This is a genomic window from Streptomyces sp. SudanB25_2051, assembly GCF_964272635.1.
Classification (GTDB): Bacteria; Actinomycetota; Actinomycetes; order Streptomycetales; family Streptomycetaceae; genus Streptomyces.
Genome location: NZ_OZ186787.1, coordinates 1,612,020 through 1,634,674, shown reverse-complemented (window position 1 = coordinate 1,634,674; position 22,655 = coordinate 1,612,020). Strand labels below are relative to the sequence as shown.

Below are 22,655 nucleotides of genomic sequence, written 5' to 3'. Positions count from 1 at the left end.
GGCATCGGGTGCCAGGATTTTGGGCACGCGGTGCCGTGTTTTCTTAGGTGCCCCGATCATGTGAGCACGCCCACCCCGAAGTGAGCGCGCGCTGCCGGCGCCGCGAACCGGTTGCGGGCCGCCTCCCCCGAGCTCTCGGCTTCGCTCGGGCAGGGGCCCCATCGTCCTGGGGGTGCCCCCTGGACGAAGTCCTTGGGGGAGGAACGCACGCCCGCAGCGGGGGCGGCCCGTACGGGTGGGCGCGGCAGGGCCGGGGCGCGCTCGTGGGCGGCGCGCGCGCCGGGGGTCAGGCGCGGGGGGCGCAGCCCAGGACGTGGGCCTTGACCAGCGCACCGATCTCGGGATCCCGCCGCCGGAACGCCTCCACCAGCTCCTGGTGCTCCTGCGCGTACTCCTTCTGCACCGTGCCGAGCCAGCGGATCGACAGCGCCGTGAACACCTCGATGCCCAGCCCCTCCCAGGTGTGCAGCAGCACCGCGTTGTGCGCGGCGCGCACCAGCTCCCGGTGGAAGCCCACCGTGTGCCGCACCTGCGCCGTCCCGTCGCCGTGGGCGTCCGCCTCGTACAGCGCCGCCACATGCGGCTCCAGCGCCGAGCAGTCCGCCGCCAGGCGCTCCGCGGCCAGCTCGGCGGCGATCTGCTCCAGGCCCGCCCGGACCGGGTACGACTCCTCCAGGTCCGCCGCCGTCAGATTGCGCACCCGCACGCCCTTGTTGGGCGCCGACTCGATCAGCCGCAGGCTCTCCAGCTCCCGCAGCGCCTCCCGTACGGGCGTCTGGCTGACCTGCAGCTCCGTCGCGATGCGGCGCTCCACGATCCGCTCGCCCGGCTTCCAGCGGCCGCTGACGATCCCCTCCACGATGTGCTCGCGGATCTGTTCCCGCAGCGAGTGCACGACGGGGGGCGGGGTGGTCATGGAGGGGGCTCCTTCGCTGCCGCGGCGGTCGACGCCATCCCGGCCATTATTCCGCCCGGGTACTCCCCGGTACGCCGCCCGGGTGCCCCCGCGACTGCGACGGCGCCCCCGCGCCGGACAACTGCCGGGCGGGGGCGCCGAGTTGGACGTACGTCCGGGTGACCGGGGTTACAGACCCAGGTCGACCTCGAACTCGCCGGCCTCCAGGATCGCCTTGACGGCGGTCAGGTAGCGGGCGGCGTCCGCGCCGTCGACCAGGCGGTGGTCGTACGACAGGGTCAGGTACGTCATGTGGCGCACGGCGATGGTCTCGCCGAGCTCCGGGTGGTCCACGACGACCGGGCGCTTCACCGTGGCGCCGATGCCCAGGATGGCGACCTGGTTCGGCGGGACGATGATCGTGTCGAACAGCGCGCCGCGCGAACCGGTGTTGCTGATGGTGAAGGTCGCGCCCGCCAGCTCGTCCGGGGTGATCTTGCTGGCCCGGACCTTGGCGGCCAGGTCGGCGGTGGCCTTGGCGATGCCGGCGATGTTCAGGTCGCCCGCGCCCTTGATGACCGGCGTCATCAGACCCTTCTCGGAGTCCACGGCGATGCCGATGTTCTCCGAGTCGAAGTACGTGATGGTGCCCTCGTCCTCGTTGATCCGGGCGTTGATGACCGGGTGGGCCTTCAGCGCCTGGGCCGCCGCCTTGACGAAGAACGGCATCGGGGAGAGCTTGACGCCCTCGCGCGCGGCGAAGGTGTCCTTCGCGCGGGCGCGCAGCCGCATCAGCTTGGTGATGTCGACCTCGACGACGGAGGAGAGCTGCGCCTGGCTGTGCAGCGCCTTCATCATGTTGTCGCCGATGACCTTGCGCATGCGGGTCATCTTCACCGTCTGGCCGCGCAGCGGCGACGCCTCCAGGGCCGGGGCCTTGGCGGCGGCGGGGGCCGCGGCGGCGGCCGGAGCGGCCGGGGCCTTGGCGGCCTCGGCGGCGGCGAGGACGTCCTGCTTGCGGATGCGGCCGCCGACGCCCGTGCCCTTGACGGACGCCAGGTCGACGCCGTTCTCCGCGGCGAGCTTGCGCACCAGCGGGGTCACGTACGCGCCCTCGTCCGTCGCGCGGGCGGCGGGAGCGGGAGCGGCGGGCGCGGCCGGCTGGGCCGGAGCCGGAGCGGCCGGAGCCGGAGCCGGAGCCGGGGCGGCGGGCTGCGCCGGGGCGGCCGGGGCCGGAGCGGCCTGAGCGGGCGCGGGCGCCGGAGCCGGGGCGGGCGCCGGAGCCGGAGCGGCCGGAGCCGGGGCCGGGGCGGGGGCGGGCGCCGGAGCCGGGGCCTCGGCGGGGGCCGGGGCCGGAGCCGGGGCCTGAGCGGCCGGGGCGGCACCCGCGGCACCGATGACGCCCAGCTTGGCGCCGACCTCGGCGGTCTCGTCCTCACCCACGGTGATCTCCAGCAGCGTGCCGGAAGCCGGGGCGGGGATCTCCGTGTCGACCTTGTCCGTGGAGACCTCGAGCAGCGGCTCGTCGGCCTCGACGGAGTCGCCGACCTGCTTCAGCCAGCGCGTGACGGTGCCCTCGGTCACCGACTCGCCCAGCGCGGGCAGGACGACGTCGGTGCCCTCGGCCGAGCCGCCGCCGGCGGCGGCCTCGGCGGTCGGGGCGGGGGCGGGGGCGGCGGCCTCGGTCGACGGCGCGGCCTGCGGGGCCTCCTGCGCCGGGGCCGGGGCGGCGGCCGGGGCCTGCGGGGCCGGGGCCTCGGCGGGAGCCTCGGCGGCGGCCGGGGCCGGAGCCTCGGCCGGGGCGCCCGTGCCGTCGTCGATGACGGCCAGCTCGGCGCCGACCTCGACGGTCTCGTCCTCGGCGACCTTGATGGAGGACAGCACGCCCGAGGCGGGGGCGGGGATCTCGGTGTCGACCTTGTCGGTGGACACCTCGAGCAGCGGCTCGTCGGCCTCGACGCGCTCACCCTCGGCCTTCAGCCAGCGGGTGACGGTGCCCTCGGTGACGCTCTCGCCGAGCGCCGGCAGGGTTACGGAAACCGGCATGGTTTCACTTGCTCCTAACGAACTTGTGCGGTAAGTGGTCGCGCCCGGTGACTGGTGCGTCAGTCGTGGGAGTGGAGGGGCTTGCCCGCGAGGGCCAGGTGGGCCTCGCCGAGCGCCTCGTTCTGCGTCGGGTGGGCGTGGATGAGCTGGGCCACCTCGGCAGGCAGGGCCTCCCAGTTGTAGATCAGCTGGGCCTCGCCGACCTGCTCGCCCATGCGGTCACCGACCATGTGGACGCCGACCACCGCGCCGTCCTTGACCTGGACGAGCTTGATCTCGCCCGCGGTCTTGAGGATCTTGCTCTTGCCGTTGCCCGCGAGGTTGTACTTCAGCGCGACGACCTTGTCCGCGCCGTAGATCTCCTTGGCCTTGGCCTCGGTGATGCCCACGGAGGCGACCTCGGGGTGGCAGTACGTCACCCGCGGCACGCCGTCGTAGTCGATCGGGACGGGCTTCAGGCCGGCCAGCCGCTCCGCGACGAGGATGCCCTCGGCGAAGCCGACGTGCGCCAGCTGCAGGGTGGGGACGAGGTCGCCCACGGCCGAGATCGTCGGCACGTTGGTGCGCATGTACTCGTCGACCAGGACGTAGCCGCGGTCCATGGCGACGCCCTGCTCCTCGTAGCCCAGGCCCTGCGAGACCGGGCCGCGGCCGATCGCGACCAGCAGCACCTCGGCCTCGAAGGTCTTGCCGTCCGCCAGGGTGACCTTGACGCCGTTCTCGGTGTACTCGGCGCTCTGGAAGAACGTGCCCAGGTTGAACTTGATGCCGCGCTTGCGGAAGGCGCGCTCCAGCAGCTTCGAGCTGTTCTCGTCCTCGACCGGGACCAGGTGCTTCAGGCCCTCGATGATCGTGACGTCGGTGCCGAAGGACTTCCACGCGGAGGCGAACTCGACGCCGATGACACCGCCGCCGAGGATGATCGCCGACTCCGGGACGCGGTCCAGGGTCAGCGCGTGGTCCGAGGACAGGATGCGGTTGCCGTCGATCTCCAGACCCGGCAGGGACTTCGGCACGGAACCCGTGGCGAGCAGCACGTGGCGGCCCTCGACGCGCTGGCCGTTCACGTCCACGGAGGTCGGGGAGGACAGGCGGCCCTCGCCCTCGATGTACGTCACCTTGCGGGAGGCGACGAGACCCTGCAGGCCCTTGTAGAGGCCCGCGATCACGTCGTCCTTGTACTTGTGGACGGCCTTGATGTCGATGCCCTCGAAGGAGGTCAGGACACCGAACTGGTCCGCCTCGCGGGCCTGGTCCGCGATCTCCCCGGCGTGGAGCAGGGCCTTGGTGGGGATGCAGCCGTTGTGCAGGCAGGTGCCGCCGAGCTTGTTCTTCTCGATGAGTGCGACGTCCAGGCCAAGCTGCGCTCCTCGCAGGGCCGCGGCGTAACCGCCACTGCCACCGCCGAGGATCACTAGGTCGAAAACGGTGCTGGCGTCGTTCGCCACGTCACGTCCTCCATGCATGTGCGCCGGTCGCCGGTCCTCGATGACTGGCGGCGGCTGGTGTTCGGCCGCTGTCTCTTCGGCCCTGTGGTGGGGGCCCTGTCCTGCCGGGAACCCATCTTCGCACTTGTCGCGCCGGTCCGGGACGCGGGGCCGGTACCTGAGACGGGGCGCGGGCACGCGGACGGCCCCGGACGGGTGATGTCCGGGGCCCGTGCGCGCGCGGCTCGCGGACCCCGCGGGGCCGCTCGCGCGTGCGCCTGCGCGTGGAGCCGCGGGGCGCCTCACAGGTGCCGCGCGTGGAGCCGTGGCGCCGTGAGCGGAGCCGAAGGGGCGCGCGGGTGTCGAGGAAGCGAGCACGGTCGCTTCCTCGACACCCGCGTGGAGCGCCCCGGAGGCGCAGTGATCCAAAAGACACGGTCCCTTCGCTGCCGGCCCTCCCCGGGCCGGCAGCCCTCCCCGGGACCAGCCGGGCGTCAGCCCAGGTCCCCCTCGGCGGCGCGCTCCGCCAGCCGGACGAGCGTGCGGACCGCCGAGCCGGTGCCGCCCTTCGGGGTGTAGCCGTACGGGCCGGACTCGTTGAAGGCCGGGCCGGCGATGTCGAGGTGCGCCCAGGTGATGCCCTCGCCGACGAACTCCTTCAGGAAGAGACCGGCCACCAGGCCGCCGCCCATCCGCTCGCCCATGTTGGCGATGTCGGCGGTCGGGGAGTCCATGCCCTTGCGCAGCTCGACCGGGAGCGGCATCGGCCAGGACTGCTCGCCGACCTCCTCGGCGGTCTCGTGGATCGCGGTGCGGAAGGCGTCGTCGTTCGCCATGATGCCGAACATGCGGTGGCCCAGCGCCAGCACCATCGCGCCGGTCAGGGTCGCCACGTCGACGATCATGTCCGGGTTCTCCTCCGACGCGCGGGTGATCGCGTCGGCGAGCACCAGGCGGCCCTCGGCGTCGGTGTTGAGCACCTCGACGGTCTTGCCGCTGTACATGCGCAGCACGTCACCCGGGCGGGTGGCCGAGCCGGACGGCATGTTCTCGGCGAGCGCCAGCCAGCCGGTGACGTTGACCGGCAGGCCGAGCCGGGCCACGGCCACGACGGCGGCGAACACGGCGGCGGCGCCGCTCATGTCGCACTTCATCGTCTCGTTGTGGCCGGCCGGCTTCAGGGAGATGCCGCCCGAGTCGTAGGTGATGCCCTTGCCGATCAGGGCGAGCGTCTTCGTCGCGTCCGGGTGGGTGTATGCCAGCCGCACCAGGCGCGGCGGGTTCTCCGAGCCGGCGCCGACGCCGAGGATGCCGCCGTAGCCGCCCTTGGCGAGCGCCTTCTCGTCCAGGACCTGGACCTTGAGGCCGTTCTCCTTGCTGGCCGCGGAGGCGACCGCGGCGAACGCCTCGGGGGTCAGGTCGTTGGGCGGGGTGTTGATCAGGTCGCGGGCGCGGTTGACCTCCTCGGTCACCGCCAGCGCGCGCTCGGCGGCCGCCTTGGCCGCCTTGTCGCGGGGCTTCGCGCCGAGGACGACGACCTCGCCGAGGGGGCCCTTGGCGTCCTTGCCGCGCTCCTGGTAGGCGGTGAAGGCGTACGCGCCGAGCAGCGCGCCCTCCGCGACCGCCGCCACGTCCTGCGCCGCCTCCACGGGCAGGGCGAAGCCGGCCTTCTTGACGCCGGTCAGGGCGCGGGCGGCGGAACCGGCGGCGCGGCGCAGCGCCTCGGCGCCGTACGCGTCGTCCTTCTCGGGCGCCTTGCCGAGACCGACGGCGAGGACGAGCGGGGCCTTCAGGCCGCCGGAGGCCGGCACCTTGGTCACCTCGCCCTCGGCGCCGGACGCGCCGAGGGTCTCCAGGACGTCGGCGAGCTTCCCGTCGAACGCCGAGTCCACGGCCTCGGCGCCCGGCGCGAGGACGAGCCCCTTGCCGCCGTCCGACGCCTTGGCGACACCGACGACGAGGGCGTCGGCGCGCAGCGTCGCGGCACCGGCGTTGCTGAGAGTGAGAGCAGTCACGGTGGTGAAATCTCGCTTCCGTTGAGTCGTTCGGCGGCCGAAACGCGGGCCCGCCGTGCCCGCCGCATGGTAATTCCGCCCCTCGGCGTGGCGGGCACGAGCCTACGCGCGCGTAGTGGCCTCGCTCACGGGGGCGGTCGTTCACCCGCAAGAGGCTTCTCTTTCATGTTTTGCGGATCAGCTCATGAGAGCTGCGTCACACTCCCTGCAATCGAGCGAGTCGACCGCGTACCCGTTTGCATCATCGCCACAGATCCTCCCGATGCGGGCACGTCGCTCGGGAGCACCGCCAGGGGGGAATTCCCATGCACCACCACGGAGTCCGGGCCCGAAGAGTCGCCGGGGCGCTCCTCGCCGCCGCGCTGCTCACGGCCCTCGTGCCCGCCTCCGGCGCGGGCGCCGCCACCGCCGACACGGCCGTCGCGCCCCGCGTCGACCTGACCGTCCTCGTCGTCGACGACGGCGGCGGCGCCGTCGCGGCCCTCGCCTCCGAACTGCGCGCCACCGGGGTGCCGTACCGCAGGGTCGCGCTCACCGACCCCGGCCGGCCCGTCATCGACGCGGCGTTCCTCGCCGAGCCGCGCGACGCCGCGACCGGCCGGCCCCGCGCCCGCTACCAGGGCGTGGTCCTGCCCGACGAGGCGCCCCGCGGGCTCGGCGCCGACGAGCGGGCCGCGCTCGCCGCGTACCAGCGGACGTACGGCATCCCGCAGGTCGACGCCTACACCTGGGCCCACCCGGGCGTGGGCCTCGACCACACCGACCAGGGCGGCTTCACCGGCGTCCTCGACGGCACGCCCGCGGCGGTCACCGCGGCCGGCAAGGCCGGCCCGTTCCGCTACCTCGACGGGCCGGTCGTCTTCGAGGACAACGACCCGTCCGTGGACGAGAGCTACGGCTACGCGGGCCGCCCCCGCGAGGGCTACACCAGCCTGCTCGACATGCCCGTCCCCGGCGGCGGCCGGGCCAGCCTGGTCGGCGAGTACGCCCACGACGGCCGCCGCGAACTGGTCGTCACCTTCGCCTACAACCAGCACCAGCGGCAGTTCCGCGCCCTGGCCCGCGGCATCGTGGAGTGGCTCACCCAGGGCGTCCACCTCGGGCTCAGCCGCCACCACTTCGCCGTCCACGTCGACGACGTCTTCGCGCCCGACTCCCGCTGGGACACCGAACGCAACTGCACCCCCGGCGACTTCGACTGCCCCGGCGGCGACGGCACGGGCCGGCCCGCGATCCGGATGACCGCCGACGACGCCCGCCACGCCGCCGCCTGGCAGCAAAGCGCCGGGATCACCCTCGACCTGGTCCACAACGCGGGCGCGGGCGAGCAGTGGAAGGCCGCCCACGGCGGCAGCGACCCGCTCACCGACCAGCTCCTCGCCGACCGCGCCCGGTACCGCTGGATCAACCACACGTACACGCACCCGTTCCTCGGCTGCGTCCAGGACACCTCCACCGTGCCGTGGAAGTGCGCCACGGACGCCTCCGGAGCCACCCTGTGGACGAGCCGCGCCACCATCTCGGCGCAGATCCGCGACAACCACGCCTGGGCCGTCGCCAAGGGCCTGCCGGTCGACCGCGCCGAACTCGTCACCGGCGAGCACTCCGGCCTCGCCACGCTGCCCCAGCAGCCCCGCGACAACCCGAACCTGGCGCCCGCCCTCGCCGACAACGGCGTCCGCTGGATCGGCAGCGACAACTCCCGCGAGCCCGCGCAGCGCCCCGTCGGCACGGCCCTCACCGTGCCCCGCCACCCCATGAACGTGTACTACAACGTCGGCACCGCCGCCGAGATGACCGACGAGTACAACTGGATCCACACCAGCCGCGCCGACGGCGGCAGCGGCGCCTGCGAGAACAACCCGGTCTCCACCTGCCTGCCCGCGCCGCTGGACCCGGCCACCGGATTCCGGTCGTACATCGCGCCGCTGGAGGCCCGCATCGCGCTCGGCCACATCCTGGCCGGCGACCCCCGCCCGCACTACGTCCACCAGTCCAACCTGGCGGAGGAGCGCCTCCTCTACCCGGTCCTGGACGAGGTCATCGCCGGCTACCGGGGCCTGTTCGCCGACAACACCCCCCTGCTCAACCCCCGCCACCGCGACATCGGCACGGAGCTGAAGCGCCGCGCCGACTGGGAGCGCGCCCTCGCCTCCGGCAAGGTCACCGCGTACCGCGTCGGCACGGAGGTCACCGTGCAGGCGCCCGCGGGGACGGCCGTGCCCGTCACCGCGCCCGAGGGCACCCGCGAGCGGACGCTGCTCGGCACCGCGGTCTTCGGGACCCCGTACGCGGGCGCCCGGTCGGCCTGGGAGACTCCGGGGACGTTCCAGACCGCGATCCGCCTGACGCTGCCGGCGGCCACCTGACCCTTTGACCATCCGACCGTTTGACCATCCGACCGTTTGACGACCTGACCCTTTGGCGGCCTGCCCCTTTGGCCGTCTGATCCGTTGACCGCCTGGCGCCGGGCCGCCTGCCGCCGGGCCGTGCCGCCTGACGCCCGGCACCCGGCGGCGGCGCCGGAGCCCGCCGCGGCGACCGCCCGCCGGGACGGTCACCGGACGACCGGCCGGCCCGGCGCGACCGGTCCGGCCCGGCGCCACCGGACACCGCCCTGTCGGCCGGCGAGCCCACGGCCCGACGCCGGCGCGCCCGGCCCGCACCCGACCACCGCACCGCCCCACCTCCGGCCCGCCCGCGTACCAGCCGGACCACCGCACCCGCACCCGCACCCGACCACCGCACCCGCACCGCACCGCACCGGGACGGCCACCGCACCGGCCCGGTGCCTCGCCGGCCCGCGTCACCGGCCCGACCGTCCACCCCGGGGGATCCACCATGTTCAGCAGCGGCCGCCATGTCACCCTGCTCACCGAAGGCACCTATCCGCACGTCCACGGAGGCGTGAGCACCTGGTGCGACCAGCTCGTCCGGGGCATGCCCGACGTCGACTTCCAGGTCCTTGCCCTCACCGGCAGCGGCCGCGAACCCGTCGTCTGGGAGCTGCCGCCCCACGTCTACCGGCACACCTCGTTCCCCCTGTGGGGGCCGGCGCCCGGCCGCTCCCGGCCCCTCGCCCGCCGGGAGCGCCGCCGTTTCATCGACACGTACGAGCGGTTCCTCCTCGCGATCCTCGACCCGGCCGCGCCCCGCACCCACTTCGCCGACGGCCTCTTCGCGCTGGCGGAGCTCGCCCGCGAGGGGCGGCTGTCTGCGGCCCTGCGCTCCGAGGCGGCCCTCAGGTCCCTCATGTGGATCTGGACCCTGCCGCACCTCGCCACGGCCGCCGCCCGGCCCACCGCCCACGACGCGCTGACCGCCACCGACCTCCTCGAACACGCGCTGCGCCCGCTCGGCGCCCGCATCCCGGACGACTGCGTCGCCCACGCGGTCTCCAGCGGCCTCGCCACCCTGCCCGCCCTCGTCGCCCAGCACCTCGACGGCGTACCGTTTCTCCTCACCGAGCACGGCATCTACCTGCGCGAGCGCTACCTCGGCTACCGGACCGAACCCCAGCGGTGGCCCGTCAAGGCGCTGCTGCTCGGCTTCTACCGCGAGCTGAACTCCCTCGGCTACCGCAAGGCCGACCTGATCACCCCGTGCAACCGGTACAACCGCCGCTGGGAGGAGCGCGGAGGCGCCCCCGCCGACCGCATCCGCACCGTCTACAACGGCGTCGACCCGCACGCCTTCCCCCTCGCGGGGCCCGAACCGGCCACGCCCACCCTCAGCTGGTGCGGCCGCGTCGACCCGATCAAGGACCTGGAGACCCTGATCCGCGCCTACGCCCTCGCCCGCGCCGGACTCCCCGAGCTGCGTCTGCGCCTCTTCGGCCCCGTCCCCGCGGGCAACGAGGACTACCGGACCCGCCTGGAGAAGCTCGCCGCCGAACTCGGCGTCGCCGACGGCGTCTCCTTCGAGGGCCGCGTCGACGACGTCGCCGGCGCCTACGCGGCGGGCACGCTGGTGCTGCTGTCCTCCATCAGCGAGGGCTTCCCGTTCTCCCTCATCGAGGCCATGTCCTGCGGCCGCGCCACCGTCTCCACCGACGTGGGCGGCGTACGCGAGGCCGTGGGCGACACGGGCCTCGTCGTCCCGCCCCGCGAACCGGCCGTCATGGCGGAGGCCGTCCTCGCCCTGCTGCGTGACGACGCGCGCCGCGCCGAACTGGGCCGCCGCGCCCGGCAGCGGGTCGTCGACCAGTTCACCCTGCGCCGCACCGTCGACCAGTTCCGCCGGGTCTACCTGGAGCTGGCCGGACTCCCCGAGCCGCGGCCCGTCCCGGCCGCCGACCCCGGCGACTGGACGCTGCAACTGCGCCTCGCCGACCCGTGGCAGCACCGCGAGCCGGTCACCGAGGGGGCGATGTGATGAGCGGCTCCCTCTGGCTCACCCCGCCCGGCTCCTCCGCCGGAACGCCCGCCTCCGGGATACCCGGCGCCCCCGCCGGAACGCCCGCCCCGACCACGGCCCCCGGCGCCCCCGCCGGGACGTCCGCCTCCACCGCGCGCGTCGACACCCTCCCGTACGTGCCCCGCCCGGCCCGGCAGCGCCCCGGCTGGGCCGCCGCCGACCCGGTGGACGAGCTGACGGCCCGTCTGGAGGAGCTGATCGCCCAGGCCGTCCACCCCGACGAGATCGCCGCCGTCCTGGAGTCCGACGGCATGACGGACGACCACATACGGCTCACCTACGGCCGGGAGGACTCCTTCGCCCTCGCCGAGGACCTCTACGCGCGCGTGGAGCGCCGCCACCCCGAGCCGCCCGTCCCGCCCGCCGAGCCCTGGCACACCGGGCTCGGCGCGTGCCTGCTGCGCGGCCTCGTCTTCGCCCTGCCCGGCCTCGCGTACGTGCTGGGCGCGCCCCTGCTCGACGGCCCGCCCGCCGCGTTCGGGCTGCCCGCGGGCACGGTGCCGCTGCTGGCCGGCGCCGTCACCGGCTGGGCGTGGAACCAGGCGCTCGCCCACCGCGCGTACGCCTGGCTGGGGCTGGGCGACCGGGCCGCCGCCGCCCGCACGCTGCTCACCGGCGGGCCGCTCGGGGCGCTGCTCGGCGCGCTCGTCGCCGTCGCGGCGGCCCGGCCCGACCAGTGGGGCGCCGTCGCGTTCGCCGCGGGGCAGTCGCTCTACCTGGCGGCCGCGACCGCGCTGCTCGTACTGGGGCGGGAGAAGGGCCTGTTCGGGGCGCTCCTGCCGCTGGCGGCCGGTGCGGCGGCCACGCTGTGGACGGCGCCGCCCGGCGCGCTGCGCGTGGCGCTGCTCCTGCTGTCGCTCATCGCGGCGACGGGCCTCGCCGTCCGCGCGCTGACCGCGGAGGGCGCGCTGCGGGCCGGGGCCGCGGCGAGGGAGCGGGGCCGCGCGACGACGGGGGAGCGGACCGGGCGCTCCCGGCCGGGGTATCGGACCGGGCGGCCGGCCGCTCCCCGGTTCGCCGCGTCCCTCCCGTACGGCCTGTTCGGTCTCGGCACCGGGCTGCTGGTGCTGTACGCGGCGCTCGGGGACGTCCTCGCCCACGGTCCGGCCGCCGCCGTGGCCGCCCCGGCGGCGGTGGCGCTGACGCTCTCCATGGGCCCGGCGGAATGGCTGCTGTATCGATTCCGCGCCGAGACCCTCGCCGGGCTGCGCGCCGCCACCGGCCCCGCGGCGTTCCGCCGTGTCGCCGGCGGCACCCTCGTGCTGTGCCTCGCCTGCTATCTGACGGTGCTCCTGGTGCTCGCGGCGGTCTGTACGGCGCTGATCACCGGCGCTCCCGAACCGGGCGGCCCGTGGCTGGTGACGCTGCTGACGACCGGGGCCGTACTGTGGACGGCGCTGCTGCTCCAGTCGTTCGGCGCGGTGCTCGCCGCCGCCGTCGTGTGCGCGCTCGCGGCGGGGGCGCAGACGGTGGCCCTCGCGACCGGAGCGGGCGACCCGCGCGCCGTGGGCGCCCTCGTGGCGGGCGCCGCCGCGCTCACGCTCGTCGCGCTGTGCGCCGTGCTGCTCGGGCGGGTGACCGCCCACCGCCGCTGACCCGCGGACGACCACCCACCACCCGAGGACCCCATGCATCTGCTCGTTCCGTACTACGAGCATCCCGCCGACCGCCCGGCCGAGTGGGACGCGCTGATCGCCGCCGCGCCCCGCCTGTACGGCGTGGTGCTCAACCCGGCCAGCGGCCCCGGCGCCGCCCCGGACCGGGAGTTCGCCGCCGTCGCCGCCCGGCTGCGCGCCGCCCGCGTCCGGGTCCTCGGGTACGCCGACACCGACTACGGCCGCCGCCCGCACGCCGACGTCGTACGGGACCTGCTGCGCCACCGGGACTGGTACGGCGCGGACGGCGCGTTCCTCGACCAGGCCGCCACCGACCCGGCCCTGCTGGGGCACTACCGGCGGCTCGCCGTGGCGGCCCGCGCGGCCGGCGCCGCCACGCTCGTCCTCAACCACGGGGCGCCGCCCCACCCCGCGTACCTCCCGCTGGCCGACCTTCCGGTGACGTTCGAGGGCCCCTGGGAGGCGTACGCCGGGCGCGCCCCGGAGCCGCCCGGCGCGGAGCGGTACGCCCACCTCGTGTACGCCGCCCCGGCGGACGCTCCGGTCGCCGCGCCCGTCCGGTGCGTCGTCCCCGGGGCGGGGGCACATCCCTGGGGAACCCTCCCGCACGCACTGGAGCACCGCCCATGAAACGCCCCTCCCTGCCGGTCGCCGTCGCGGCCGCCCTGGCCCTGCTGCTCGCGGGCTGCACCGCCGGACCCGACGACCGCGACCCGCCGCCGCGCGGCACCCCCGCCCCCGGCGGCTCGGCGGACGCGAGCACGAGCCCGCCGGCGGCCCTCTGGCGGCCCGCGCGGGGCACGGCGTGGCAATGGCAGCTCACCGGCCGCCTCGACCCGACCGTGGACGTCCCGGTCTACGACATCGACGGCTTCGACCAGCCCGCGTCCGCCGTCGCCGACCTGCACCGGCGCGGCCGCAAGGTCATCTGCTACCTCTCCACCGGCGCCTGGGAGGACTTCCGCCCCGACGCGTCCCGCTTCCCGGCCTCCGTGCTGGGCAAGGGCAACGGCTGGGAGGGCGAGCGCTGGCTCGACATCCGCCGCACCGACGTACTGGAGCCGCTGATGGCGGCCCGCATCGACATGTGCCGCGACAAGGGCTTCGACGCCGTCGAACCGGACAACATGGACGGCTACGCCAACGACACCGGCTTCCCCCTGACCGCCGCCGACCAGCTCGCCTACAACCGGCTCATCGCCCGGCTCGCCCATGAGCGAGGCCTGTCCGTGGCGCTGAAGAACGACCTGGACCAGATTCCGGAGCTGGTCGGCGACTTCGACTTCGCCGTCAACGAGCAGTGCGCCCAGTACGACGAGTGCGACGCGCTGAAACCGTTCCTCGACGCGGGGAAGGCCGTCCTCCACGTCGAGTACGAGCTGCCGGCCAAGGCGTTCTGCCCCTTGGCGCGGAGCACGGGCATGAGCTCGATGCAGAAGAAGTACGACCTGGGGGCCTGGCGCAAACCCTGCTGACCCGGGCGGCCCCGCGGCCCGGCCCCGCCGGTCGCCTGGCGGCCTGTCGGCCCGGCCCCGTCGGCGTTCGGCCTGCCTGCCTGGCGGCCTGTCGGCGGCCGGCGTGCCCGGAGGCCTTGCCGGCCTCTCGGCGTCCGGTCCTCAGCCCAGCGTCAGCACCACCAGCGCGGCGGTCGCCGCCGTCTCCGCGACCGCCCCGAACACATCGCCCGTCACCCCGCCGAACCGGCGCACGCACCGGCGCAGCAGCATCTCCGCCGCGCCCAGGGCGACCAGCGCGCCCCCCGCATGCCCCAAGGCGCCGTACGCCGCCGAGGGCGCCCCCACCAGCGCCCCGGCGCCCGCGCACCCGGCCACCACCAGCGCGCCCGCCAGCAGCGCGCCCCGCACCGGCACGGTGCCCGCCACGACCGCGCCCAGCCCCTCGGGGCGGGCCGCCGGGACGCCGGTCCGGGACGCCAGGGTGAGCGCCAGGCGCGCGACGGCGCCCGACAGGACGGCCGCGGCCGCTCCGCGCGCCCACCCCTGCCCGTACAGCTCGTACAGCGCCGCCACCTGGGCCAGCAGCACCAGCAGCAGGGTCACCACGCCGAACGGCCCGATGTCGGAGCGCTTCATGATCCGCAGCGCGTCCTCGGCGGGCTTGCCGCTGCCGAGCCCGTCGGCCGTGTCCGCCAGCCCGTCCAGGTGCAGGCCCCGCGTGAGCACGGCGGGCACGGCCGCCGAGGCGACGGCGGCGAGCAGCGGACCGGCCCCGAGCAGCAGGAGCAGCACCCCGGCGGCCGCCGCGCACCCGCCCACGACGAGCCCGGCGACCGGCGCGCAGAGCATCCCGGTGCGGGCCGCTTCCCGGTCCCAGCGCGCCACGCGCGCGGGCAGGACGGTGAGCGTGCCGAAGGCGAAGCGCAGGCCGTGGAGGCGGGGGAGCGGGTCGGTGGTCGTCACGGCGCGCACACTAGCGCCTGCCCCGCGCCCGAGAGATGGATAGATTTCGGCATATCGCCTCATCCGGCATGATTCCGATCGGGGGTGGCATGGGTCACTGGTTCACCCGCAACATCGTGGAGCCCGGCAAGCTCCCCCTGCTGCTGGCGCTGACGTCGTTCGTGCTGACCTTCCTCGTCACCCGGACCGTCACCCGGCTCATCCGGGCGGGCCGGGGCCCGTTCCGGAACATCACCACCGGCGGCGTCCACATCCACCACGTGGTGCCGGGCGTCGTGCTCACCCTGATCGGCGGATTCGGCGCGATCGGGGCGCGGGGCCACACCGCGGCCGCCGTCTGCGCGCTGGTGTTCGGCGTCGGGGCGGGGCTGGTCCTGGACGAGTTCGCGCTGATCCTCCACCTCGCGGACGTGTACTGGACCGAGCAGGGCCGCCGGAGCGTGGAGGCGGTGGTGCTCACCACGGCGCTGGTCGCCCTGGTACTGGCCGGATCGTCACCCCTGGGCGTGGACGCGCTGACGCCGGACGAGCGGCAGGACCGGGTGAACGTGCTGGCCACCGTCGGGACGAACCTGCTCTTCGTCCTCGTCACGCTGCTGAAGGGCAAGCTGCGCATGGCGGTCGTCGGGGTGCTGGTGCCGTTCGTCGCGGTGGTCGGCGCGCTGCGGCTGGCCCGGCCCGGCTCGCCGTGGGCGCGGCGCGTGTACCGGCGCAGGCCGCGCACCCGCGCCAGGGCGGTCCGCCGCGCCGACCGCCACGACCGGCGCTGGGCGCGGCTCGGCCGCCGCTTCCAGGAGCTGATCGGCGGCGCCCCCGACCCCGTACCGCCTCAGCCCGCGCCGCCGGACGCCCCCGGCCCCGACGACCCGCCCGGCACCGGCACGCCGCACGGCCCCGTACCCCCGGCGCCTCCGGCCCCCGAGGGCAGGCCCGGCACCGGTACTCCGCCCGGCCCCGACGACCCGCCCGGCACTGGCACGCCGCACGGCCCCGTACCCCCGGCGCCTCCGGCCCCCGAGGGTAGGCCCGGCACCGGTACTCCGCCCGGCCCCGACGACCCGCCCGGCACCGGTACGCCGTCCGGACCGGGGCGTCCCTGAGCCCCGGGCAGCCGCCCGCGCCACCGCGCCACCCCGTACGCGGCCACCGCCGCCGCCAGGGCCGCCAGGTGCTCCTTGCCCGCCAGGTTGGGCTTGACCACCACCTCGACCACCATGGCGGCGATCACCAGCCACCCCGTCAGCCACGCCCGGTACCGCCAGCACACGAACACCGCCAGCCCCACCACGGCCGCCGACGGGCCCGTGTCCACGACCCGCGCGTCCGACGCCGGCAACCCCAGCAGCGGGACGTCCGGGCCCAGGGCGACGCCGAGGCGCGCGTACATCGTCCCGGCCAGCGTCGACACGTACGCGCCGACCAGCGTCCGCGTCCGGCCCAGGCAGATCTCCGCGATGCCGAACACGACCAGGATCTGCGCCAGCGCGCCCCACACGGGCAGGTCCAGCGCCGGTACGAACAGCGACAGCGGCGTCCGCAGCAGCGCCACCCACAGCGGCTCCCCGGCCCGCACCGACCCGACGGCCTGCACCGGCCCGTACCCCCACGGCTGGTTCTGGACCAGCTGGAACAGGGCCGTCAGGCACACCGCCCCCAGGGTCAGCGGCACCGCCCGCCACCGGCGCGCGGCCGGCGCCGCCCGCACCGTGCCGAACAGCGGCCCCCACTCGCGGCGCGCGAACGCCCGTACTGCCGGTCCGGCGGTCAACCGAATCCCCCCTGAGAACGCGAAAAGGCATGAGACGCGAGCGGACCGGGCCGCCGCGTGCCATGCCTCACCGCACACCGGCGCGGCCACCCCCGGCACACGGGGGCGACCGCACCGGTGGCGGGCGTCAGTCCGTACCGTCCTCCCCGGACACGTCGTGCGGCAGCGGCTGGTCGGGCCGCACCGGCAGCTCCGCGGCGAGTGCCGCCGCGGCCTGGACGAGGGGGAGGGCGAGCAGCGCCCCGGTTCCTTCGCCCACTGTGACGCCGTGGTCCAGCAGCGGGTTGAGCGCCATCCGGTCGAGCGCCTTCGCCTGCGCGGGCTCCCCGCTGACCTGCCCGGCCAGCCACCAGTCGGGCGCCCGGAACGCGGCCCGCTGCGCCACCAGCGCGCACGCCGCCGATACGACACCGTCCAGGATGACCGGCATCCGCCGCACCGCCGCCTGGAGCAGGAACCCGGTCATCGCCGCGATGTCCGCGCCGCCCACCGTCGCCAGCAGCTCCAGCTGGTCGCCCAGCACCGGCCGCGCCCGGCGCAGCGCGTCACGGACCGCCGCGCACTTGCGCATCCACGCCAGGTCGTCGATGCCCGCGCCGCCCCGGCCGGTCACCACCGACGCGTCCGTCCCGCACAGCGCGGCGACCAGCGTGGCCGCGACCGTCGTGCCGCCGACGCTCAGATCGCCCAGCACCACCAGGTCGGTGCCCGAGTCGGCCTCCTCGTCCGCGACGGCCATGCCGAGCCGTACGGCCCGCTCGGCCTCGTCCGCCGTGAGGGCGTCCTCGATGTCGATCCGCCCGCTGCCGCGCCGCACCCGGTGCCGTACGACGTCCTCGGGCAGCAGCTCCGGGTCGCAGTCCAGGCCCGCGTCCACGATCCGCACCGGCACCCCGGCGCGCCGCGCCAGCACGGCGACCGGGCTGGCCCCGTCCAGGACACCCCGTACGAGCGCGTGCGCACCGCCGGCCGGACGGCCCGACACATCGAGCGCCGCCACCCCGTGGTCCCCGGCGAACAGCACGGCCTTCGGCCGCTCCACCGGCCGTACGGGCACGGCGCCCTGCGCGGCGGCCAGCCACTCCCCGAGCTCGTCCAGGCGGCCGAGCGCGCCCGGCGGCACCGCCAGCCGCTCCCGGCGTTCCTCGGCGTCCCGGCGGACGCCGCTGTCCGGACGCTCGATCAGTTCGGAGAAGTCGTCGAGATTCAGCCTGCTCATTCGCGGAACAGTACCGGGCCGACAAGACGATCAGCCGCGCAGCACGAGAACCTGCCCCGACACCGCGAGCAACACCTGCTCGCACTCGTCCGCGAAGGCCGCGTTCAGCCGCCCGAGCTCGTCCCGGAAGCGCCGCCCGGCCGCCGTCGCGGGCACCACGCCGGAGCCCGTCTCGTTGGTCACGGCGACGACCGTGCGGGTCGTGGCGCGGACGGCGGCGACCAGCTCGGCGACCCGCTCGCGCAGGGCCTTCTCACCCGTACGGGCCCAGGTGTCGTCGTCCCAGGCGCCGACCCGGTCCATCGCGTCGGTCAGCCACAGCGACAGGCAGTCCACCAGCAGCGGCGGCCCGTCGGCGGCCAGCAGCCCGGCCACCTCGCAGGTCTCCTCGGTCCGCCAGGAGGAGGGCCGCCGCTCCCGGTGCGCGCCGACGCGGGCGGCCCACTCGGCGTCGCCGTCCCGGCCGCCGCCGGTCGCCACGTACACGACGTCCGGGTACGCCTCCAGGCGCCGCTCCGCCTCCAGGGACTTGCCGGACCGGGCGCCGCCGGTGACCAGGGTGCGCCGGGGCGGCACGGGGACCTCCCGGTACGCGCCGACCGTCAGCGTCGTCCCGTCCGGTACGGCCCTGGCGCCGGCCGCGGCGAGCCGCCGGTCCAGCTCCGGGCCGGGCGGCACGTCGTGGTCCAGGTGCACGGCCAGCACGTCGGTGTCGGGCCCCACCGCTCCGGACGCCCGCAGCCGGGCCAGCGCGTCGGGGCGCGCGGTCGCGTCGAGCGCGACCAGGTCGTACGGGCGCTGCGGCGCGGCCACCCCGGCGGGGGCGCCGCCCGGCGGCAGATACAGCAGCCGGACGCCCTCCAGGGACGTCACCTCGTATCCGGTGCCGGGCGCGTCCATGGGCACGGCGCGCACGCGGTGCCCGCTGATCAGGGTGAGCTCCCGCCCGTCGGGGACCCGGCCGGCCGACGGCAGCCCGGCGGGCAGCTCGACGGGCGGCCCGTCGTGCGGGTGCGTCAGCAGCACCTGCCGTACGCCGGTGAGGGTGTGCCCGGCGCGGGCGGCGGCGAGGGCGGCGCCGGGCGTGAGGTCGAGGAGGAGCGCGCCGTCCACGAGCAGCGAGGTCGCGGCGCGCGCGTAGGGGCCGCGGGCGGTGGCGCACGCGGCGCAGGGGCAGCCGGGGCGGGGCAGGCCGGCCGGGGCTCCGGTGCCGAGCAGAGTCAGTTCCACGTACCCGATCCTCCCGCGAGCCCCGCACGACTGCGCGCCCGGCTACGCTGCGGGCAGGAACCAGCACTGGTGCGGACCCTGGGAGGGGCACATGGCGTGGACGTGGCGGTTCGAGAAGGCCGACGGCACGGAGGTGGAGCCGGCGGTGCGTCCGGAGGAGTTCACCACGCAGGGCGACGCGGAGTCGTGGATCGGCGAGACCTGGCGCGACCTCCTGGAGGGCGGCGCGGAACAGGTGTCCCTCTACGAGGACGACACCAAGATCTACGGCCCCATGCCCCTGAACGCCGAAGCCTGACCGCCTCGCCCGCTCGCGGGCGCGCCCGCTGTGCCCACCCTGCCCCGAGGTCTCGGCTTCGCCCGACCGGGGGCCGCGGCGGACACAGCGGGTGAGTCCGCAGGGCAGGACGGTCTCCGGGAGGCAGGGGGCGCAGGGGGCCTCCGGGTCACATCTCGCCGAGCGTCACCTGGGCCGTGCGCGGCTTGCCGGCGCGGAGGAAGCGGACCGGGACCTTCTGGCCCGGTTTCAGGACCGCCAGCGCCTCCAGCAGCGAGGTGATCGTCGTGATCTCGGTGTCGCCCACGCGGGTGATGATGTCGCCCACCCGCATCCCGGCCCCCTGCGCCGCCCCGCCCTCCATGACGCGCTCCACCGCGACGCCCGTCGGCCGGTAGTCGTCGTCCAGCACGGTCCGCCCCGAGATCCCCAGCGCCGCCCGCCCCGACTCGCGCACGCTCCCGAACCTCACGATCTGGTCCGCGACCGTGCGCACCATCGACACGGGGATGGCGAACCCGATCCCCGGAGCCGTCCCGCCGCCCGTCTCCGGGTCGGCGGCCGCGAGCGTCGGGATGCCGATGACCTCGCTGTTCAGATTCACCAGCGCGCCCCCGCTGTTGCCCGGGTTGATCGGCGCGGACGTCTGCACCATGTTGCCGATCGTGGCCCCCGTGCCCCCGCCGCTCCGGCTCTCGCTCACCGTGCGGCCGATCGCCGACACGATGCCCTGCGTGACGCTGCCGGACAGCCCCAGGGGCGACCCCATGGCGAGGACGATCTGCCCCACCTCCACCTTCGCCGAGTCGCCGAACCGCGCCGGGCGCACCCCGTCGGGCAGCGGGCCGTCCAGTTTGATCACGGCGAGGTCCTGCTCCGGGTAGCTGGAGATCAGCCGCGCCGCGAGCGGCTGCTCCCGCGTGGCCACCGTGACGCGGAAGCTCCGGGCGGAGCCGACGACATGGGCGTTCGTCACGATGTGGCCCTCCGCGTCGTACACGACTCCGGAGCCCAGGCTGTCGCCCGCCTCGATGGTGACGACCGACGGCAGCACGTTCTTGATGACGGCCTGGTACTCGCTCTGCAGGTCGCCCGGCTGGCGCGGCGCGGGCGCCGGTGCCTGCGCCCGCGCCGTACCGGACGCCCGCGGACCGGCCGCGGCGGGTCCGGCGGGCGGCAGCGCCGTGGTGCATCCGGCCAGCAGGGCCGCCGCGCCCACCGCGGCGACGAGGGGCAGCGACAGCGCACGCACACGCGACAGGAGGGCATCCATGTCCGGAGTATCCCTTTTGCGGCGCTGTTCCTGCCCCCGCAGCGCACCCGATCAGGGGGCCCGGCCCCTTGGACCGCGCCTCCCCGGAGCGGCCGCCCTGCCTGAGCCCCGCCGTCTGGACCGCGCCTCCCCGGAGCGGCCCCGCAGGCCTGGCCCCGCCTCGCCGGAACCCCGCTACCCCGTCGCCAGGAACTGCGTCGCCGCCAGCTCCGCGTACAGCGGATCGCCCGCCACCAGCTCCGCGTGGGTGCCCACCGCCCGCACCCGCCCGGCGTCCATCACCACGATCCGGTCGGCCAGCGTCACCGTCGACAGCCGGTGCGCCACCACCAGCACGGTCACCTCCCGCGCCACCTCCGCGACGACGTCCCGCAGCGCCAGCTCGTTCACCGCGTCCAGCTGCGACGTCGCCTCGTCCAGAAGCAGCAGCCGGGGCTTGCGCAGCAGCGCCCGCGCGACGGCGACCCGCTGCCGCTCCCCGCCGGACAGCTTCGAGCCGCGGTGCCCCACGACCGTGTCCAGCCCCTCCGGCAGCCGCTCCACCAGCGCGTCCAGACGGGCCCGTACGAGCACCTCGCGGATCTCCTCGTCCGTCGCCTCGGGCGCCGCGAAGACCAGGTTCTCGCGGAGCGTGCCCGCCAGCACCGGAGCGTCCTGCTCCACGTACCCGATGGCGCCCCGCAGCGCGGCGACCGGCCAGTCCCGCACGTCCCTGCCGTCGACCAGGACCCGGCCGCCGGTCGCCTCGTAGAACCGCTCGACCAGCCCGAACACCGTCGTCTTGCCCGCGCCCGACGGCCCGACGAACGCGGTCATCCCCGGCCCCGGCACCTCGAACGACACCCCGTGGTGCACCTCCGGCAGGTCGTCGCGGTACCGGAAGCGCACGTCCTCGAAGACCACCGAGGCCGGCCCCCGCCCGGCCGGCCCGTCACCGGCCCCCGCCGTACGCCCCGGCTCCTCGGCCTCCAGCCGCTCCGCCTCCTCGATGCGGGCGATCGCCGCCGACCCGACCTGGTACTGCGTCGCCGCCTCGACCAGCTCCGATATCGGCTCGATCAGATAGAACAGGTACAGCAGGAAGGCGATCAGCTCCGCCACGGTGATCGCACCCGAGGCCACCCGCGCCCCGCCGATGCCCAGGACCGCCAGGAACGACACCTGCACCGCCAGCCCCACCGACGAACCGGCCAGCGCCTGCCACTTCGCGGCCTTCACCCCGTGCCGCCACGCGTCCCGCGCCGCCGCCTCCACGACGGCCGTCTCCCGCTCCTCGGCGCCCGACGCCTTCACCGTGCGGAACGCGCCGAACGCCCGCTCCAGACGGCTGGAGATCTCACCGACCGCCTCCTGCGAACGCCGCGTCGCCTCCGCGATCCGCGGCATGGCCAGCGCGAACGCCCCGCCGATCAGCACGATCACGCCCAGCGTCACCCCGAGCAGCACGGCGTCCATCAGCAGCATCATCGCGAGCGCCGCGAAGAACCCCAGCGCACCGGTCACCGCCGACACCACCGACCGGGTCGTCACCGCCCGCAGCAGCGTCGTGTCCGACGTGATCCGCGACATCAGGTCGCCCGGCTGCGTCCGCTCCACCTCGGCGAGCCGCAGTCGCAGCAGCCGCCCGATCAGCGACCGGCGGGCGGCGAGCACCACCGACTCGGCGGTCCGCTCCAGCACGTACGAGCCGGTCGCCTGGACCGCCGCCCCGGCGACCACCAGCACGGTCAGCCCCAGCAGGACGCCCGTGATCGACTCGTCCCGCCCGAGCCGCTCCACCAGCGCCTTCGCGGCGAGCGGCTGAGCCAGCCCGGCCACGGTGCCGATCAGCGCCAGCAGCGTGCCGAGGGCGACGACCGCGCGGTGCGGCCGGAAGTGCCGGTACAGGGCCCGCCAGGTCTCGCGGGCGGGCAGCCGGGGCGTCGAGGCCCCCTTCTCCGAAACGATCTCACCACTGCTCACACCGGCAAGGACGCGAAAACCCCGCCCGCACCTGCCTCATGGGCGGTACGGGCGGGGTCCACGCGCACGGGTGCCGTCTCCGGTGCGCCCC

The 22,655-nt window shown here is 75.7% G+C and carries 16 protein-coding genes and 1 pseudogene; 7 read left to right on the top strand and 10 right to left on the bottom strand.

All coding sequences use genetic code 11. The features are described from left to right. Window positions 1-286: 286 nt before the first annotated feature. The 4 genes from ACSUPT_RS07210 to ACSUPT_RS07195 form a co-directional block, all read right to left on the bottom strand. Entirely contained in the window at window positions 287-916 is a 630-nt protein-coding gene (locus tag ACSUPT_RS07210; RefSeq protein WP_351967949.1) for a GntR family transcriptional regulator, read from the bottom strand. Window positions 917-1,084: 168 nt separating this feature from the next. Continuing rightward, complete coding sequence (gene sucB / locus ACSUPT_RS07205) at window positions 1,085-2,941, bottom strand: 2-oxoglutarate dehydrogenase, E2 component, dihydrolipoamide succinyltransferase (RefSeq protein ID WP_436943751.1); 1,857 nt, start codon at window positions 2,939-2,941, stop codon at window positions 1,085-1,087. A 59-nt stretch (window positions 2,942-3,000) separates the two neighbouring features. After that, window positions 3,001-4,389: a dihydrolipoyl dehydrogenase gene (lpdA, locus tag ACSUPT_RS07200; protein ID WP_351967951.1), complete on the bottom strand. Its 1,389-nt coding sequence runs from the start codon at window positions 4,387-4,389 to the stop codon at window positions 3,001-3,003. Window positions 4,390-4,862: 473 nt separating this feature from the next. Continuing rightward, the gene (locus ACSUPT_RS07195) at window positions 4,863-6,383 is read right to left on the bottom strand and encodes a leucyl aminopeptidase (RefSeq protein WP_436943748.1); all 1,521 of its coding nucleotides are present in this window, start codon (window positions 6,381-6,383) and stop codon (window positions 4,863-4,865) included. A gap of 305 nt (window positions 6,384-6,688) precedes the next feature. On the opposite strand from ACSUPT_RS07195, the gene ACSUPT_RS07190 reads away from it, so the two are divergent. From ACSUPT_RS07190 to ACSUPT_RS07170, 5 genes are all read left to right on the top strand, one after another. After that, a complete protein-coding gene (locus tag ACSUPT_RS07190; RefSeq protein WP_361660662.1) occupies window positions 6,689-8,752 on the top strand; it encodes a hypothetical protein in 2,064 nt (687 codons plus the stop codon). Window positions 8,753-9,224: 472 nt separating this feature from the next. Beyond that, window positions 9,225-10,757, top strand: a complete 1,533-nt coding sequence (gene pelF, locus ACSUPT_RS07185; RefSeq protein ID WP_351965534.1) for a GT4 family glycosyltransferase PelF — start codon at window positions 9,225-9,227, stop codon at window positions 10,755-10,757. After that, a complete protein-coding gene (locus tag ACSUPT_RS07180; protein ID WP_436943746.1) occupies window positions 10,757-12,394 on the top strand; it encodes a hypothetical protein in 1,638 nt (545 codons plus the stop codon). Before pelF ends, ACSUPT_RS07180 begins: the two co-directional genes overlap by 1 nt. A gap of 33 nt (window positions 12,395-12,427) precedes the next feature. Continuing rightward, entirely contained in the window at window positions 12,428-13,045 is a 618-nt protein-coding gene (locus tag ACSUPT_RS07175) for a spherulation-specific family 4 protein (protein WP_351965536.1), read from the top strand. Then, a complete protein-coding gene (locus ACSUPT_RS07170) occupies window positions 13,042-13,890 on the top strand; it encodes an endo alpha-1,4 polygalactosaminidase (RefSeq protein WP_351965537.1) in 849 nt (282 codons plus the stop codon). Before ACSUPT_RS07175 ends, ACSUPT_RS07170 begins: the two co-directional genes overlap by 4 nt. A 141-nt stretch (window positions 13,891-14,031) precedes the next feature. Here ACSUPT_RS07170 and ACSUPT_RS07165 read toward each other — a convergent pair whose 3' ends face one another. Beyond that, window positions 14,032-14,844: an adenosylcobinamide-GDP ribazoletransferase gene (locus ACSUPT_RS07165; RefSeq protein WP_436943744.1), complete on the bottom strand. Its 813-nt coding sequence runs from the start codon at window positions 14,842-14,844 to the stop codon at window positions 14,032-14,034. Window positions 14,845-14,924: 80 nt separating this feature from the next. Here ACSUPT_RS07165 and ACSUPT_RS07160 point away from each other — a divergent pair. Then, window positions 14,925-15,668: pseudogene (locus ACSUPT_RS07160) on the top strand (hypothetical protein); the annotation flags it as partial. On the opposite strand, the gene ACSUPT_RS07155 reads toward ACSUPT_RS07160, so the two are convergent. The 3 genes from ACSUPT_RS07155 to ACSUPT_RS07145 form a co-directional block, all read right to left on the bottom strand. After that, the gene (locus tag ACSUPT_RS07155; protein ID WP_436943743.1) at window positions 15,665-16,603 is read right to left on the bottom strand and encodes a hypothetical protein; all 939 of its coding nucleotides are present in this window, start codon (window positions 16,601-16,603) and stop codon (window positions 15,665-15,667) included. The pseudogene ACSUPT_RS07160 and the gene ACSUPT_RS07155 sit on opposite strands and share 4 nt — an antisense overlap. 127 nt (window positions 16,604-16,730) lie before the next feature. Beyond that, entirely contained in the window at window positions 16,731-17,822 is a 1,092-nt protein-coding gene (gene cobT, locus ACSUPT_RS07150) for a nicotinate-nucleotide--dimethylbenzimidazole phosphoribosyltransferase (protein ID WP_399217317.1), read from the bottom strand. A 30-nt stretch (window positions 17,823-17,852) separates the two neighbouring features. Continuing rightward, complete coding sequence (locus ACSUPT_RS07145) at window positions 17,853-19,052, bottom strand: bifunctional adenosylcobinamide kinase/adenosylcobinamide-phosphate guanylyltransferase (RefSeq protein WP_351965541.1); 1,200 nt, start codon at window positions 19,050-19,052, stop codon at window positions 17,853-17,855. A 91-nt stretch (window positions 19,053-19,143) separates the two neighbouring features. Between ACSUPT_RS07145 and ACSUPT_RS07140 the strand changes: the two genes are divergently transcribed. Then, complete coding sequence (locus ACSUPT_RS07140) at window positions 19,144-19,350, top strand: hypothetical protein (RefSeq protein ID WP_351965542.1); 207 nt, start codon at window positions 19,144-19,146, stop codon at window positions 19,348-19,350. Between the two features lie 148 nt (window positions 19,351-19,498). Here ACSUPT_RS07140 and ACSUPT_RS07135 read toward each other — a convergent pair whose 3' ends face one another. Next, window positions 19,499-20,602 (bottom strand): trypsin-like peptidase domain-containing protein, encoded by a 1,104-nt coding sequence (locus tag ACSUPT_RS07135; RefSeq protein ID WP_365729351.1) that lies wholly within the window; start codon window positions 20,600-20,602, stop codon window positions 19,499-19,501. A 174-nt stretch (window positions 20,603-20,776) separates the two neighbouring features. Then, window positions 20,777-22,564 (bottom strand): ABC transporter ATP-binding protein, encoded by a 1,788-nt coding sequence (locus tag ACSUPT_RS07130; RefSeq protein WP_436943740.1) that lies wholly within the window; start codon window positions 22,562-22,564, stop codon window positions 20,777-20,779. Window positions 22,565-22,655 lie beyond the last annotated feature (91 nt).